13 protein-coding genes are annotated in these 14695 nt (G+C 73.4%); 8 read left to right on the plus strand and 5 right to left on the minus strand.

Annotated elements, in window-relative coordinates:
* From ACZ7M2_RS29615 to ACZ7M2_RS29625, 3 genes are all read left to right on the plus strand, one after another.
* On the plus strand, window positions 1-242 hold a 242-nt coding region (locus ACZ7M2_RS29615; RefSeq protein ID WP_471597871.1), incomplete at its 5' end, for a hypothetical protein.
* 221 nt (window positions 243-463) lie between these two features.
* On the plus strand, window positions 464-1777 hold the full coding sequence (gene tnpB, locus ACZ7M2_RS29620) for an IS607 family element RNA-guided endonuclease TnpB (RefSeq protein ID WP_471597872.1): 1314 nt from the start codon (window positions 464-466) through the stop codon (window positions 1775-1777).
* Between the two features lie 208 nt (window positions 1778-1985).
* Window positions 1986-2309 carry an acyl carrier protein gene (locus ACZ7M2_RS29625; RefSeq protein WP_403704988.1) on the plus strand — a complete coding sequence of 108 codons (324 nt, stop codon included), beginning with the start codon at window positions 1986-1988 and terminating at the stop codon, window positions 2307-2309.
* Window positions 2310-2401: 92 nt separating this feature from the next.
* Here the strand turns inward: ACZ7M2_RS29625 and ACZ7M2_RS29630 are convergent, their stop codons facing one another.
* Complete coding sequence (locus tag ACZ7M2_RS29630; protein ID WP_471597873.1) at window positions 2402-3070, minus strand: nitroreductase; 669 nt, start codon at window positions 3068-3070, stop codon at window positions 2402-2404.
* Window positions 3071-3621: 551 nt separating this feature from the next.
* On the opposite strand from ACZ7M2_RS29630, the gene ACZ7M2_RS29635 reads away from it, so the two are divergent.
* Window positions 3622-5148 carry a condensation domain-containing protein gene (locus ACZ7M2_RS29635; RefSeq protein WP_471597874.1) on the plus strand — a complete coding sequence of 509 codons (1527 nt, stop codon included), beginning with the start codon at window positions 3622-3624 and terminating at the stop codon, window positions 5146-5148.
* A 307-nt stretch (window positions 5149-5455) separates the two neighbouring features.
* Here ACZ7M2_RS29635 and ACZ7M2_RS29640 read toward each other — a convergent pair whose 3' ends face one another.
* Complete coding sequence (locus tag ACZ7M2_RS29640) at window positions 5456-5593, minus strand: hypothetical protein (protein ID WP_159055364.1); 138 nt, start codon at window positions 5591-5593, stop codon at window positions 5456-5458.
* 206 nt (window positions 5594-5799) lie between these two features.
* Between ACZ7M2_RS29640 and ACZ7M2_RS29645 the strand changes: the two genes are divergently transcribed.
* Window positions 5800-6261 (plus strand): DUF2871 domain-containing protein, encoded by a 462-nt coding sequence (locus tag ACZ7M2_RS29645; RefSeq protein ID WP_403705000.1) that lies wholly within the window; start codon window positions 5800-5802, stop codon window positions 6259-6261.
* A 213-nt stretch (window positions 6262-6474) separates the two neighbouring features.
* Here ACZ7M2_RS29645 and ACZ7M2_RS29650 read toward each other — a convergent pair whose 3' ends face one another.
* Window positions 6475-7095, minus strand: a complete 621-nt coding sequence (locus tag ACZ7M2_RS29650) for a TetR/AcrR family transcriptional regulator (RefSeq protein WP_471597875.1) — start codon at window positions 7093-7095, stop codon at window positions 6475-6477.
* Between the two features lie 196 nt (window positions 7096-7291).
* Between ACZ7M2_RS29650 and ACZ7M2_RS29655 the strand changes: the two genes are divergently transcribed.
* Window positions 7292-8911 carry a condensation domain-containing protein gene (locus ACZ7M2_RS29655; protein ID WP_471597876.1) on the plus strand — a complete coding sequence of 540 codons (1620 nt, stop codon included), beginning with the start codon at window positions 7292-7294 and terminating at the stop codon, window positions 8909-8911.
* A 424-nt stretch (window positions 8912-9335) separates the two neighbouring features.
* On the opposite strand, the gene ACZ7M2_RS29660 is transcribed toward ACZ7M2_RS29655, so the two are convergent.
* Window positions 9336-10520 (minus strand): glycosyltransferase, encoded by a 1185-nt coding sequence (locus tag ACZ7M2_RS29660; RefSeq protein WP_471597877.1) that lies wholly within the window; start codon window positions 10518-10520, stop codon window positions 9336-9338.
* A gap of 235 nt (window positions 10521-10755) precedes the next feature.
* Entirely contained in the window at window positions 10756-11958 is a 1203-nt protein-coding gene (locus ACZ7M2_RS29665) for an RNA-guided endonuclease InsQ/TnpB family protein (RefSeq protein WP_471597878.1), read from the minus strand.
* Window positions 11959-12100: 142 nt separating this feature from the next.
* Here ACZ7M2_RS29665 and ACZ7M2_RS29670 point away from each other — a divergent pair, with 142 nt between their 5' ends.
* Window positions 12101-13501, plus strand: coding sequence for an NDP-hexose 2,3-dehydratase family protein (locus tag ACZ7M2_RS29670; protein WP_471597879.1), 1401 nt, complete (start codon window positions 12101-12103; stop codon window positions 13499-13501).
* Window positions 13502-13509: 8 nt separating this feature from the next.
* A complete protein-coding gene (locus ACZ7M2_RS29675; protein WP_471597880.1) occupies window positions 13510-14496 on the plus strand; it encodes a Gfo/Idh/MocA family protein in 987 nt (328 codons plus the stop codon).
* The last annotated feature ends 199 nt before the right edge of the window (window positions 14497-14695 follow it).

The raw sequence follows: 14695 nt of genomic DNA on the forward strand, positions 1-14695 counted from the left end.
CCACCGCCGCGGCCACCGACGACATCGGCTGGCCCAAGGCCACCGTCGTCTCGGCGAACGGCAACATCGGCTGGCCCAAGACCACCGCCACCACCGCCGCGGCCACCGACGACATCGGCTGGCCCAAGGTCACCATCGTCTCGGCGAACGGCAACATCGGCTGGCCCAAGACCACCGCCACCACCGTCTCCGCCACCGACGACATCGGGTGGCCGGTCGCGGCCGGCAGCGCGGCCGTCTGAGGATGCCGCCCGCCCCCGCGCGGCCGTCCCGTCCCGCGCGTCCGCGGAACACCTCCGGACCCCCGCCCACCGGACCACCCGCCGAACCCGTGAAGCCCCCGCCAGCAGCAGCACCGTGGCGGGGGTTCTTAACTGCTGTGGGCTTCGTCATCGAATCTCAGGGTTTCTCAACTTCTGTTAAGGGTCGGGGTGTTGTCGGTGGCGGCCGGTAGCCTGATGGGGTGATCGTCACGCATGCCTACCGGTTTGCACTGGACCCGACGCCTGGTCAGGTCGGCGCGCTGCTGCGGCATGCCGGTGCGGCCCGGGTGGCGTTCAACTGGGGTATCGCGCAGGTGAAAGCGAACCTCGGGCAGCGGGAGGCGGAACGGTCCTACGGCATTGCCGAGGCCGATCTGACGCCGTCGTTCGGCTGGTCGATGTATTCCATGCGCAAGGCCTGGAATACAGCGAAGAGGGAGGTGGCGCCGTGGTGGGCGGAGTGCTCGAAGGAGGCGTACGCCACCGGGCTGGATCAGGTCGCCCGGGCCTTGAAGAACTGGTCCGATTCCAGGCGCGGCAAGCGCAAGGGCCCGCGGATGGGCTTTCCTCGCTACAAGTCGAAGCGGAAGACCACGCCGTCGGTCCGGTTCACCACCGGCACGATCCGCTTGGAAGACGACCGCAGGCATGTCACGCTCCCGGTCCTGGGAACGATCAGGGCGCATGAGTCCACACGGAAGCTGCACCGCCGGATCGCGGCCGGCACGGCGGTGGTGAAGTCGGCGACCGTCCGCCGCGAGGCGGGCCGCTGGTTCGTGTCCTTCACCTGCGAGGTCGAGCGCACCGACCGTACCCCGTCCCGAGCGGATACGGTGATCGGCGTCGACCTGGGCATCAAGCACCTCGCGGTGTTCTCCGACGGCCGCCCGACCGCGGAGAACCCGAAACACTACGACGCCGCGCGCCGCAAGCTCGGCCGCCTGTCCCGTACGGCCGCCCGCCGTCTGGGCCCTGACCGGCGCACCGGGCAGCAGCCTTCGAAGCGTTGGCGGCGCGCGGATGCGGCCCGCAACCGGGTGCACTACCGCACCGCGAACCTGCGGCGGGACGCGCTGAACAAGCTCACCACCCGTCTGGCCCGCGAGTACGGCACGATCGTGGTGGAAGACCTCAACGTCTCGGGGATGCTCAAGAACCGCAGACTCGCCCGCGTCGTGGCCGACGCTGGGTTCGGCGAGATCCGGCGTCAACTCGCCTACAAAACCCGGTGGAACGGCGGAACGCTCGAAGTGGCGGACCGCTGGTTTCCCAGCAGCAAGACGTGTTCCGGATGCCAGGCAGTGACACCCAAACTGCCTCTGCGGATACGGATGTACGTATGCGAACACTGCGGACTCGTCCTCGACCGGGATGAGAACGCGGCACTGAACCTCGCCGCGCTCGTGAAGCGGCACGTCGCCGGGAGTGGCCCGGAGACAGAAAACGGACGTGGAGCCGACCGTAAGACCCCGCCCTGCGGGGCCGGTGGCATGGAAGCGTCTACCCCGCATTGATACCCCCTGGTATCGAGTGAGACGGGGACCTTCGCCCAGCAATGGGCGAATCACTGAGATTCGCAGAAACTCAGTGAACGGCTTCGGTCATGCCCGGGGCGGCGGCCTGCCGCCTGAGCGGGCGTCCACGGCGACTCGAGCGGGATGCGGCACGGTGCTGCCCGGAGCACCGCTTCGCCTCGCCCGCGTCCCGGAAGGAAGTCGCCCAATGACCCACACACCGTGGAACGCGAAATTCGAGGACGTGCTGCGCCAGGGCCTGCCGGGGCTCGGCAAGGACAAGGAGCCCGCCGCCGACGTCCCGATGGAGGCCTACGGGCTGGACTCCATGGCGCTCATCGGCATCGTCAGCGCGCTGGAGTCCGCGTTCCGCGTCAGCCTCGCCGGCCAGATCGTCGTCCCGGTGCACGCCCTGACCGCCGGCCACCTCTGGGGCATCCTCTCCGCCGCGCTGGCCCCGGCATGGGACGAGAGCCGGCCCGCCACGTCCGCCCGCCGTACGCGCGACCTGGGCCCCTGGGCCGTGGCCTGAGCGCCGACGGCATGCCGGCCCCTGTATGCGTACGGACCACGTATGTGCGCGTGGCGGGAAACGGCGCCTTGGCCGGCCGAGGGCGGGCGGTGTCAGTAGTCGCCGACGAACGTGACCGTCTCGTCGAGCGGCGCCCGGCCCGTACGGGCGCCACCCACCGTGACGTCCTCGAACCCGATCGACATGCCGCAGAAGAGGATGAGCTCGTCCGGGGGTGACAGGACCTCCGCGACGCTCTTGCGGAACTTCGCCCATGCCATCTGCGTGCAGCTGTGCAGCCCTTCGGCGCGCAGCAGCAGCATGACGGTCTGCAGATACATGCCGACGTCGGACCACTGGGCCGGGCCCAGGTCGCGGTCGATGTAGCAGAACAGGGCGGCGGGGGCGCCGAAACAGTCCCAGTTCGCGGAGGCGGCCCTCTGGCGCGCCTCTACGTCCTCGCGCGAAATGCCGAGTGCGCCGTAGCGCTGCTCGCCGAAGGCGGATCGGCGTTCGCGGTACGGGGACTTCAGTACGGGCGGGTACTGCTGGTACTCCGGCTCGTCCCAGGGGTCGCCTGCGGCCAGGCGCTCGCCGGCGCGCTTCTTGAGTTCGGCCAGCGGTCCGCCGGTCAGCACGTAGGCGTGCCACGGCTGGAGGTTCGATCCGGACGGTGCCCAGGCCGCGCCGGACAGCACCCGCTCCAGGACATCCCTCGGGACGGGCCGGTCGGTGAAACCACGCACCGCCCGCCGGCTCGTGACCGCCTCATAGACGTCCACGATCGTCCACCTCCCTCCGCTCAACGCAACACTTTCGTTTCACTCAATACTGTATCACTCAATACCATCTCATGTCAGGCCATATCCGCGCACAAATCCTCTGTCCCTGATTCCCGGAGGGCACCGTCATCTACCGCGGCCTCGCCGCCGGCCCTGTCCGAGCCGGCCCCTCCCCCTCTACGAGGCCTCCCGCAAGCGCGCCTTCGAGGACGCGGCCGCCAAGGCCGGGCAACTCGCCGAGCGCCTCGCCGCACAGCCCCGGGCCATGGACGCCGCCGCGTGACGCCTCACCCCGGGACGTCACGCGGCGTCCCTGTCGCCCGCGCCCTGTCCCGCAGCCCTCAAGGCCGGGTTCTGCTGCAGCCCTGTCACCTCACGCCGGGGTGCCGTGCCGGCCGGAGAAGACCCCCTGCGGCGACACCGCGAGAAGGGCAGGGGCTCCAGTGGTGCTCCAGCGGTTCGAGACAGCCCCTCAGGATCCCGTTGCCAGGATCCTGGCAAGGTTTTGCCAAGCCTTCCTTCTGTAGCCGCTGTCGAAGGAGCGAGCCCCGATGTCACTCTCCGGTCAGAAGCCGCCCGACCGCCTGGTCCCCTCCGCACTGACGACGCTGACGGCGCTGCCGCGGGGCGCGGGCGGCAGCGACGGCGGCGCCGAGCACACCGCGCCGCCCGCGTCCGGCGCCGAACCGCCCGGCACTCCCCTGCAGGAGATCGTCCGCGACCTGTTCGCCGAAGCGATCGGCGTGCCGCGGCGCACCGTCCACGCCGACTCCGACTTCTTCCGCATCGGCGGGCATCCCGCGGCCGCGGCCCGGCTGCTGGCCCGGGCCCGCCGGGTGCTGGGCGCCGGCCTGGACGACCGCGCCCTGCACGAGGCGCCGACCCCGGCCCGGTTCGCCGCGGCGGCCGGCGAGCGGCCGGCCGCCGCCACCGGGCCCGCCGGGGCGCTCGACGAGGCACTCGACGGGGAGGGCAGCGCGGTCCTGCCGCTGCGGCTGCGCGGGGCACTGAACGCAGGGGCGCTGCAGGAGGCGCTGGGCGATGTGGGGCACCGTCACGGGGCGCTGCGCAACAGCCGGCTGGGCTCGGCCGGCACCCGGCTGCGTGCCCTGGCCGCCGAGGACCACCTGCTGGAGCTCACCCTCCCGGCCGACCTGGTCGACCTGTGGTCGCACACCCCGCTGGCCGCCGAACTCGCCCTGGCCTACCGGGCACGGGCCGCGGGGCGGCCGCCGCGCTGGGAGGGCCCGGTGCCCGAGGCTGCGCCCCGGGCGAGGGCCGGCGACCTGGCGCCCACCGTGCCGCCGGGCAGCCGGCCCGCCCCGGCCGACGCCCGCGTCGGCCGCCTCGCCCTCGACTGGGACGCCGGCCTGCACCAGCGGCTGGCCCGGCTGGCCGCCACGCAGGGCGCCACCCTGTTCATGGTGGTGCACGCCGCGCTCGCGGCCCTGCTCACCCGGCTCGGCGCGGGCCCCGCCATCACCGTGGCCGCGCCGGTGCCGGCCCGTGACAGCGCCGCCCTGCGCCGGGCCGTGGGCCCCTACGGGCGGGTACTGGCCCTGTCCGTGGACACCTCCGGCGACCCGGCCTTCACCGCGCTGCTGCGCCGGGTACGCGCCGCGGACCTCGCCGCCTACCGCGCCGGCACCGCGCCATTGGCCCGGCCCGGCGGCATCGCGCTGAGCGTCCTGGCGGACAGCGGTGAGGCGTACGAGGCGGCCGGGCTCACCATGCGGGCGGCCCCGCCCCTGCTCCCCCTGCGGGCCGCGGCCCTCGGCCTGATCCTGACCGAACGGCACACGCCGGCCGGCACGCCCGCGGGCATCGCCGTCACCGCCGCCTACCAGTACGACGCCGTCGGCGAGACGGCCGCCGCCCACCTGACCGGGCAGCTGGCCGCCCTGCTCGAGGCCGCCCTCGACGCTCCCGCCGCCGCGCTGAGCCGGCTGGGCGGCGGGGCGAGGCCGCCGCTCGCCCCGGCCGGGACCGGGGAACACACCGCTTTCTCCCCCGCCCGCCGTCCGGCGCCCGCGGCGATGCCGGTGCCGGCGCCGGCGCCGGTGGCGATGGCCGGGTGAGCCCGGGTGGCTCTGCGGCCTGCGATCCCGGGGCGGACCGGGCCCGGTCTCCGGGAGGCGGGCTCCTAGGGTGTGGTGGCTGCGGTGCGGTACGCCTCGTCAGGGTGCGGCCGGGACGGAGAGCGGCCGAAATCCGCGGACGCGAAAGGTCTCCACGGCGGCCGGGCAGCACCACGCCCCCCGTACTCCTCACCTCACTTGATCCGGCTCTCGAGCGAGCAGCACGACGGCAGGGGGGATGACGATGTTCAGGCCCCGGGCCGCCGGCGGCGGGACGCCGGCCCGCCGCGGGCGCTGCGCAGGTGTGTCATACGGCCTCTTCCGGGTCCTTGGGGGACGGCGGGGTGACGGGTCCGGGTGTGACCTGTGCGCTCGCCGCGCCCGCGGCGGCCAGGAAGAGTCCGGTGACCGCGGCGACGGCCGCGACCGTACGGGAGTGCCTCATGGGGTGCCTTTCGTCTGCGTGGGCTTTGCGTGGACGAACCTCGACGCCCCAGCCTGGCCCGGGGCGTCGCAGAGGCCCTCGAGACCTGCTCGAGAGGAGCTCGAACGATCTCCCGAATCGGGCGAAGCGTTCGTTCCGGAGTGCTTCAATGGCCCCCGGCAGAGCCTGAATTGACCAGCACTGACCGGCAGGGAGCGAGCACGGGGATGCGGAAGTCGTACTACGCGGCACACGTCTACATGATCCTGGGAGTGATCTCCGGGCTGTATTACCGGGAGTTCACCAAAGCCAACGATTTCACCGGCGACACCCAGCTGGCGCTCATGCACACCCATCTGCTCGCGCTGGGCATGATGGGTTTCCTCATCGTCCTCGCCCTGGACAAGCAGTTCACCCTGTCCGGGACGAAACTGTTCACGTACTTCTTCTGGTTCTACAACGTGGGCATCACGATCACCGTCGCCATGATGTTCGTCCACGGCACCGAGACCGTGCTCGGCGACCATGTCCCCGAGGCGGTGCCGCTGACCGCGGGCCTCGGGCACATCCTGCTCACGGTGGGACTCATCCTGCTGTTCGTGCTCCTCGGCAAACGGCTGAACGAGTCCGCCGGGGCGGGCCCCGCCGAACCGGAGCAGGAGAAGGAGACGGCCAAGAGCCCCGTCTGAGAGCCCCGTCTGAGGGCCCGGCCTGAGGGCCCCGTCCGGCAGAGTCCGGTCCGGACCAGCTGCGGCCCGACGCATCCGGCCCGTCTTGGACCGGACGGGCCGGGCCGCCGTCCCGGCGGACGGAGGGGCCGCTGTCCCAGGCCTGGCCGGCCGGGCGGCTGTTCGGGCCGGAGCGACCGGTCCCGATGAGCCGGACGGACCGGGCCCTCCGGGTCAGACGGGCTGGGCCGCCGGGCCCAGCAGCGCGTCGGTCAGGGCGGCCAGCCGCTGCCGCGCCGGATCCGGGCGCAGGCGGCCCGCCCGGGTGAGGGCGGCCAGGCCGTGCCAGGCGCTCCACAGGACCTCCGCGAGCAGCCCGCCGTCACGGCCGGCCGCGACGGGCTCGACGGCCTGCCTGATCTCGGCGAGGACGTCCGCGAGCGGCGCCGGCGTGCCGGCCGCCCCGGTGGTGTCCTCGCCGGTGGTGTCCTCGCCGGTGTCCTCGCCCGGGTCGAGGGTGAGCATGGCCTCGTAGAGGACCGGTCCGCGCTCGGCGAAGTCGGCGTAGGCGCGGGCGACCGCGCCCAGCGCCTCCTGCGGGTCACCGGCTGCCTCGCGGGCGGTGCGCAGCGCGGCGGCGAGTTCGGCGAAGCCTTCCAGGGCGACCGCGTGGACGATGGCGTCCTTGTTCTTGAAGTGCTGGTAGAGGACCGGCTGGCTGTATTCGATACGGTCCGCCAGGCGCCGTGTGGTGACGTAGTCCCAGCCTTCGGACTCGGCCATCTCACGGGCTGTGGTGAGGATCAGCCGGTGGCGCTGGGCCTGCTCGCGAAGGCGTCGCTCTCGGGGCGTCATGAACCGGACTTTAGCACTTTCGGCGAAAATCCAGCTGTCAGTGATAGAGTCCCTGCCTTTGAAATCAGTGCTGCGGTCGGGGGACGGCGGCGCCGTGCGGTGCGACGGTGACGGCTCTGCGCGGGGCGGGTTCGAGCGGGCTTCGAGGCACGGGCGCCAGCATCGGGGCACGACTGCCCACAGAGAGGGCCACCCCATGCTGACCCCGACTCCCCTGGAGGAGCTGCTCGACCTGGCCGCGGACGTCATCGGCTGCGACCGGCGCACCCTGCCGGCCGGGGCCGCGGGTTCTCCCTTCATCACGCTGGGCGGCGGCCTCGCGCAGGCCGTGCGGCTGCAGGCGCGCGCCGGCCGGCAGCTGGGCCTGGCCGTGGACCTGGCGCAGCTGCTGGGCCCCGCCCCGCTGGCGGACGTACTGGCCCGGGCCGTGCCCGTCCCGGCCGCGGTGCCCGGACCGCCCGCGGGCGCGGGCGCGGTGCGGGCGTTGCTGCCCGGGCAGCGGGCGGCGCTGGCCGCCGAGCGGGAGGCGGGTGCCGGTGCGGTGTGCCGGGTGCTCAGTGCCGAGCTGGCCGGGCCGCTCGACGCGGGCGCGCTGCGCCGTGTGCTCGCCGCTCTCGGTGCGCGGCACGAGGGCCTGCGGACGGTGTTCGCGGATGCGCCGCACGGTCCGGTGCGGCGGGTTCTCGCCGCCTGCGCCCCGCCGCTGGTCACTCTGGAGGCGGCGGGAGCGGGCGGGGGCGGGGACCCGGTGGCGGCGGTGCACGGGTATCTGGCCGCGCGGGCGCGGCAGTTGGTCGGCCGGCCGGGCCGGCCGCCGCTCGTCTTCGCCCTGAGCCGTCTGGCCGGGGGCGCGCATCTGCTGTCGTTCGTGTACCACGACGCGGTGGCCGACGGCTGGTCGGCGGCGCTGCTGTGGCAGGAACTGCTCGCCGACTACGACCGTGCCGTGCACCGGCGTCCGCTGGTGCGGGGGTTGCGTCCCGGGCCGGATACGGCGGGGCGCGCCGCGGTGGCCGCCCGGCCGGGCGGGCTGCGCGCGGCGGCCGGGCGGGCCGAGCGGCTGCGCGGCTTTCCCGCCGCCGTGGACTGGGCGGAGGGCGCGCCGCGGCCCGCCGTGTTCGATGTCCGCGGCGAGCTGCTGCACGTCGGCCTCGACGTGCGGCTGCGGGACGCGGCCGATGCGACGGCCCGGCGGGCCGGTGTGCCGCACGGCACGGTGCTGCTGGCGGCGTGGGCGCTGGCCGTGGGCCGGCGCGCGGGCCTGGAGCGGCTGCTGGTGGGCTGCGAGGTGCCGCGCCGTGCCACGGCGGCGCTGCTGGGCACCCTCGCGCCGTGCTCGGCGACGGTGCCGGTGGGCTGTGAACTGGAGGGCGGCGTCGACTACTTCCTGCGCGGGATCGCCTGCGCGTTCGGCGAGGCCCTCGGCTGCGCGGACCTCGACACCGCCGAGCTGGCGCGCGAGCTCGGGGTGCGCCCGGACCGCTCCCGGCCCGTCCTGACGCCGGTGACGTTCGCGGCCCGCGACGAGCTGCTGCCCGCGCGCGTGCGGGCGGGCGCCTTGAGCGCGCGTTTCCATCACGGGCACGCGGGCGCCGTCACGGCGGACGCCGCGCTGACCGTGCTGCGCTGGCGCGAAGACCCGCTGCTGCGCCTGGAGTTCGCCCCCGCAGTGCTCTCCCGCACACGGGCCGCGCGGCTGGCCCGCGAGATGCGCGGCGCGCTGGCCGCGCTGACGGCGGCGCCCCCGCACGCCCCGGTCGAGGACCTGCTGCCCGCCCCGGCCGGCGCGCGCGGCCTTGCCCTGCCGCTCCCCTAGCCCCGTACCCGCCGCCGTCGTGCCGTACGGCGGCGGGGGCGTCCGGTGCGCGGGCGGCCGGCGGGCCGGCGCCCGGGGGGCGGGGTGCGTATCCCTCCGGGGGTTGGGCGGGATACGCACCCGAGGCGGACTCGGCCGGGCGGACCAGGGCCCCTGGGAGGGGATGGCTCCCGGGAGCGGGAACCGTCCTCCTCCCGGCGTACGGGAGTCGGTCCTGCGGCGGAGCGGGAGTCACTCCTTCTACGGGCGGGACACCCCCCGGGGGGGGGTGAGCGCCCCGGCGGCGGGGCCAGGAGCCCCGGGCACCTTGCCCCCATCTCCGGGGGCCCGGTCTGCAGGCCCCGGCCGGGGGCCGGGTCCCGCCCTGGGGACGGGAACCAGGCACGCCGGATCGGGGATCCGGCGCCCGGGGCCGGGGCCGCCGTCAGGTCGTGAACTGCGGGAGGCGGGTGGCGGTTTCGGCGGGGGCGGGCATGGAGGCGATCTCGGTGGCGACCTTGCGGGCCGCGTCGCGGTAGGTCTCGTCGCCCAGGATGCGGCGGGCCTGTGCGGTGACCGCGCCGGCCGTCAGGTCGGCGGCGTAGACCACCTCGCCCGCGCCCGCGTCGCGTACGGCGGCGGCGTTGGCGGGTCCGTCGGCGCCCTGCGGGAGGATCAGCTGGGGCAGTCCGGCCGCGAGCGCGGCCAGGGTGGTGCCGGCGCCGCCGTGCTGGACGACCAGGGCCGCCCGCTTCAGTGCCTCGGGCTGGGCCACCCACGCGGCCGCCACCACCCGCTCGGGCAGTTCGCCCAGGTCGGCGACGTCCACCACCGGGCCGGTGGCCACCAGGACCGGCACCTCGAGCGGCAGCAGCCCCTCGATGACCGTGCGCAGGACGTCCACCGAGCCCAGTGCGGTGCCCAGGGTCAGGTAGACGAAGGGGCCGTCCGCGTCCCGGATGGCCGCGGGCAGTTCGCCCGGTTCGCCGTAGGCGACGGGGCGCTGCTCGACGCGGGGCAGCGGGGCAGCCAAGAAGCCGCGGTCCTGGAGGGAGGGCGGGCAGATGTCGATGTAGGTGCGGGCCAGGGCCAGCAGCTGGCCGCCGGGCACGTGCACGCCCAGGTCGGCGGCGGTGGCCAGCAGTTCCTCCTGGATGCGGGCCTCTTCGGGGCCCATCGCCATCACGCCCACGCCGTGCGCGACGGCGGGCACGCCCGCCAGGTGCGCGGCGAAGGCGGCGCCGGGGTTGAGTGCCTCGTAGACGACGAGGTCGAAGCTCCCGCCGGCCAGGACGGGGGCGAGGTCGGCGGCCACCCAGCGGGGCAGCACCGAGCCGAACACCTTCACGTGCAGGTCGGCCAGTACCTCGGGCGGCACGTCCTGGGCGCCCAGGTCGCCGTCGCCCTCGCCGTGTTCGAGGCCGGCACTGCCGCGTACTGCTTCCATGAACGCCTCGGGAACCGAGCGGCCCGCCGCCACCGGCTCGAGGCCGGCCGCCCGCAGGGCCGGGTGCAGCTGCTCGCCGGTGGCGAAAGCGACCTCGTGGCCCGCGGCGCGCGCCGCCTTCGCCAAGGGAAGCAGGGGATACACGTGCCCGAAGTTGCCCGCGCTGGCAAAGAGGATTCTCATACCGCCCCACGGTAGGGACGCCCCCACCCTTTGTCTAGCAGTGACAGGAGACATAGCACCGGCAGGTACGGGGGTTCGAGCGGGCGTGCGGGGCGTTTCGAGGCGCTCTCCAGTCACGGCCGATCGCCCTGGCGGATCGTCGTGGCGGCGGCCTGGCCCCGGGCGCGCGGCACACCACGGCGACGGCGAAGGAGTCACGACTGTTGACGTTCCCCTCCCTGCAGGGAGGGGATTCTTACGGCTCGCGCCGTGCGACTTCCTGTTTCATCGCCGACTGCCCGCCCGGAGAACTCCGTTGAGGTCTTACACCAGCTCCGCAGGCTGCGACCGCCCGTCCGGCGGCCAGAAGGTTCTTCGCTGCGTTCACGTCCCGGTCGTGGGTCGCGCCGCAGACACACGTCCACGTGCGGACGTTCAGCGGCATCTTCTCCTGAAGGGCGCCGCAGGTGGAGCACAGCTTGGACGAGGGGAAAAAGCGGTCTACCGCGATCACTTCCCGCCCGTACCACTGGGCTTTGTACTCCAGCATGCTCCGGAACTCCGACCAGGCCGCATCACTGATGGCGCGGGCGAGGCTCCGGTTTTTGACCATGTTGCGCACGGTCAGATCCTCGATCACGAGCGTTTGGTTCTCACGCACGAGACGAGTGGTCAGCTTGTGCAGATGGTCCCTGCGCCGGTCGGTGATACGGGCATGAACGCGGGCGACCTTGCGTCTGGCCTTGGCGCGGTTGGCTCCGTCACCCCTGGCCTTGCGCGACAGCTCCCGCTGGGCCCTGGCCAGGCGGGCACGGTCCTGGCGTTCATGCCGGGGGTTGGCGATCTTCTCGCCGGTCGAGAGCGTCAGCAGGTGTTCCAGGCCCACGTCGATCCCGACCGCGTCGGCGTTGACGGGGAGCGGCTGGATGCCGGGGTCCTCACACAGCATCGAGACGAACCAGCGTCCCGCCGCGTCCTGGGACACGGTCACCGTGGACGGGCTCATGCCCTCGGGCAGCGGCCTCGACCACACGATGCCGAGCGGCTCCGTCATCTTTGCCAAGGTCAGCTTGCCGTCCCGGAAACGGAACCCGCTGGTGGTGTACTCGGCCGAGCGTCGGGACTTCTTCCGCGACTTGAAACGCGGGTACTTGGCCCGCTTGCCGAAGAAGTTGGTGAACGCCGTCTGAAGGTGCCGCAGCGCCTGCTGGAGTGGCACCGAGGAGACGTCGTTGAGGTAAGCCAGTTCCTCGGTCTTCTTCCACGCCGTCAGCACCGCCGACGTCTGGTTGTAGTTGACCCGCTCCTGCCGCGTCCACGCCTCGGTGCGGGCGGCGAGCGCCATGTTGTAGACCTTCCGCACGCACCCGAAGGTGCGCGACAGCTCGTCTGCCTGCGCATCCGTCGGACAGAAGCGGTACTTGAACGCCCGCTTCACATGGCTCGTGGTCACGCTCACAAGCTAGCGCGGCTACAGGGATCAAACCTGCGGGTTACAGCACTGCGATCCGCCCTGGCGGCGAATCGCAGCTCTTCGCCCTGCTCCGCAGGAGTCCGTTTCCTCTCCGCCCTGAAGGGCGGAGTATCCACGGAGGGATCAGATGACCATCACCCAGGCGGTGCCCCCGGGCACCCTCACCCATCTGGGGCGGCGCTTCACGCTGTCGGCCCAGACCCTGGACAGCCCGGTGACGCCCAATCCGGTCTTCCGCGAATGGTTCGCCGAACAGCGCCGCACCAACCGCTACGAGGTGCGGCGCATCCCCTTCCGCGACCTGGTCGGCTGGCACTTCGCGGACTCCACCGGCAACCTCGTGCACGACAGCGGCCGGTTCTTCTCCGTGGAGGGCCTGCAGGTGCGCGCCGAGTGGGACGGGCACGCCGCGTCCTGGTCGCAGCCGATCATCAACCAGCCCGAGATCGGCATCCTGGGCATCGTCGTCAAGGAGTTCGACGGCGTCCTGCACTGCCTGATGCAGGCCAAGATGGAACCGGGCAACCTCGAGACCGTCCAGCTGTCCCCCACCGTGCAGGCCACCCGCAGCAACTACACCGGCGTGCACAAGGGCGCCCGGGTGAACTACATCGAGTACTTCGCCCCGCCGCGGACCGGCTCCCGGGTGCTGTTCGACTCCCTGCAGTCCGAACAGGGCTCCTGGTTCCTGCGCAAACGCAACCGGAACATGGTGGTCGAGGCCCTCGGCCCCGTCCCCGCGCACGAGGACTTCGTCTGGCTGACCCTCGGCCAGATCCACCAGCTGCTGCGCGAGTCGAACGTGGTCAACATGGACGCCCGCACCGTGCTGTCGCTGATCCCCTCGTACACCGACGAAGGGCCCCCGCTGCACAGCATGGAGCACCTCCTCAACCGGCTCACCGAGATCAAGGCCCACCGCGAGCTCGTGCAGACCAGCATGCCGCTGGCCGCCGTGCGCAACTGGCGGCGCACCGAGGACGCCATCGCCCACGACAGCGGCCACCACTTCACCGTCATCGCCGCGTCCGTGGCCGCCGCCAACCGCGAGGTCACCCGCTGGACCCAGCCCCTGCTCGCGCCGGCCGAACAGGGCCTGTCGGCGTTCCTGGTGCGCCGCATCGGCGGCGTGCCGCACCTGCTCGCCCACGCCCGCTCCGAGGCCGGCGTCCTGGACGTGGCCGAACTCGGCCCCACCGTGCAGTGCCAGCCCGGCCGCGCCCTGACCCTGCCCCTCCCCCGCCGGCCCCGCTACCTCGACCTCGTCCTGCGCGCCGATCCCGGCACGCTGCTGTACGACACCGTGCAGTCCGAGGAGGGCGGACGCTTCCACCACGCCGGCAACCGCTACGTCCTGATGGAAGTGGGCGGCGAGTTCCCCGTCGACGTACCCGGGGACTTCCTGTGGGTGACCGTCGGCCAGCTGTCCGCCCTGCTGCGGCACAGCAACTACCTCAACATCGAGGCCCGGACCCTGCTGAGCGGACTGCGCGCGGCCTGGGCCCGCGGCGGGGCGTACGCCCGGTGAACGGGCCCGTGCGCGCACAAGGCGCGGGCGTGCTGCGGATCGGGGTGCTGGGCTGCGCGGACATCGCCGAGCGGCGCATGCTGCCCTCGATGGCCCGCCAGCCGCTCGTCGAGGTGACCGCGATCGCCAGCCGCAGCCTCGCGAAGGCGCGGGCGTTCACCGGCCGGTTCGGCGGCACGCCGGTGGCCGGCTACGCCGGGCTGCTGGAGCGCGACGACGTGGACGCCGTCTACCTGCCGCTGCCGCCCGAACTGCACGTGGAGTGGACCCTGCGGGCCCTCCAGGCCGGCAAGCACGTGCTGTGCGAGAAGCCGTTCGCCGCCCGCCTCGCGGACGCGGACAAGGCGGTGTCCCTCGCCCGCGAGCGCGGCCTGCTGCTGATGGAGAGCTTCATGTTCCTCCACCACTCCCAGCACGCCCGCATCCAGCAGCTGCTCGGCGACGGGCTGATCGGCGAACTGCGCCTGTTCGGCTCCGAGTTCGGCATCCCGCTGCGCCGCGACACCGACGGCACCCTGCGGCGGGCCAGCACCCTGCCCGAGGTCGCCGCCTACCCGCTGCGCGCCGCCCAGCTCTTCCTGGGCCCGCACCTGCGGGTGGCCGGCGCCCACGTGAGCCCCGCCACCGCGCACGGGCCCGCCCCCGCCGGCGGCGCCCTGCTGACCGCCGCCTCCGGGGCCACCGCCCAGCTCGCCTACGGCGTCGAACACGCCTACCGCAGCGGCTACGACCTGTGGGGCAGCCAGGGACGGCTGCGCCTGGAACGCGCCTTCAGCACCCCCGACGAACACGTCCCCGTCCTGCATGTCGAGCGCGGCGGCGCCGTCCGCGAGATCCGCCTCGCCCCGGACACCCACTTCACCCACATCGCCGGCGTCTTCGCCCGGGCCGTCCTCGGCCGCGAGGACTTCACCCCGCACACCGAGGCCCTCCTCGCCCACGCCCGGCTCACCGACGCCGTCGAACAGGCCGCGGCCCGCCCCGGCCCCGTATAGACAACACACGGACGCGCCCGGCCCCGTACCAGCTCACGGACGGACTCGCGGACGGGCTCACGCACGGGCGGCCCGGGGGGGGGACAGGGAGTGGCCGGGGGGGGGGCCTTTTTTATGTGGGGGGTGACGGCATGTCGGGCCGGGTTGGGGTTGCACCCCGAATTGGTGGAAAAACCCCCCCCCTCCCCCCCATCCCCAC

The organism is Streptomyces sp. NPDC111507, assembly GCF_055638955.1.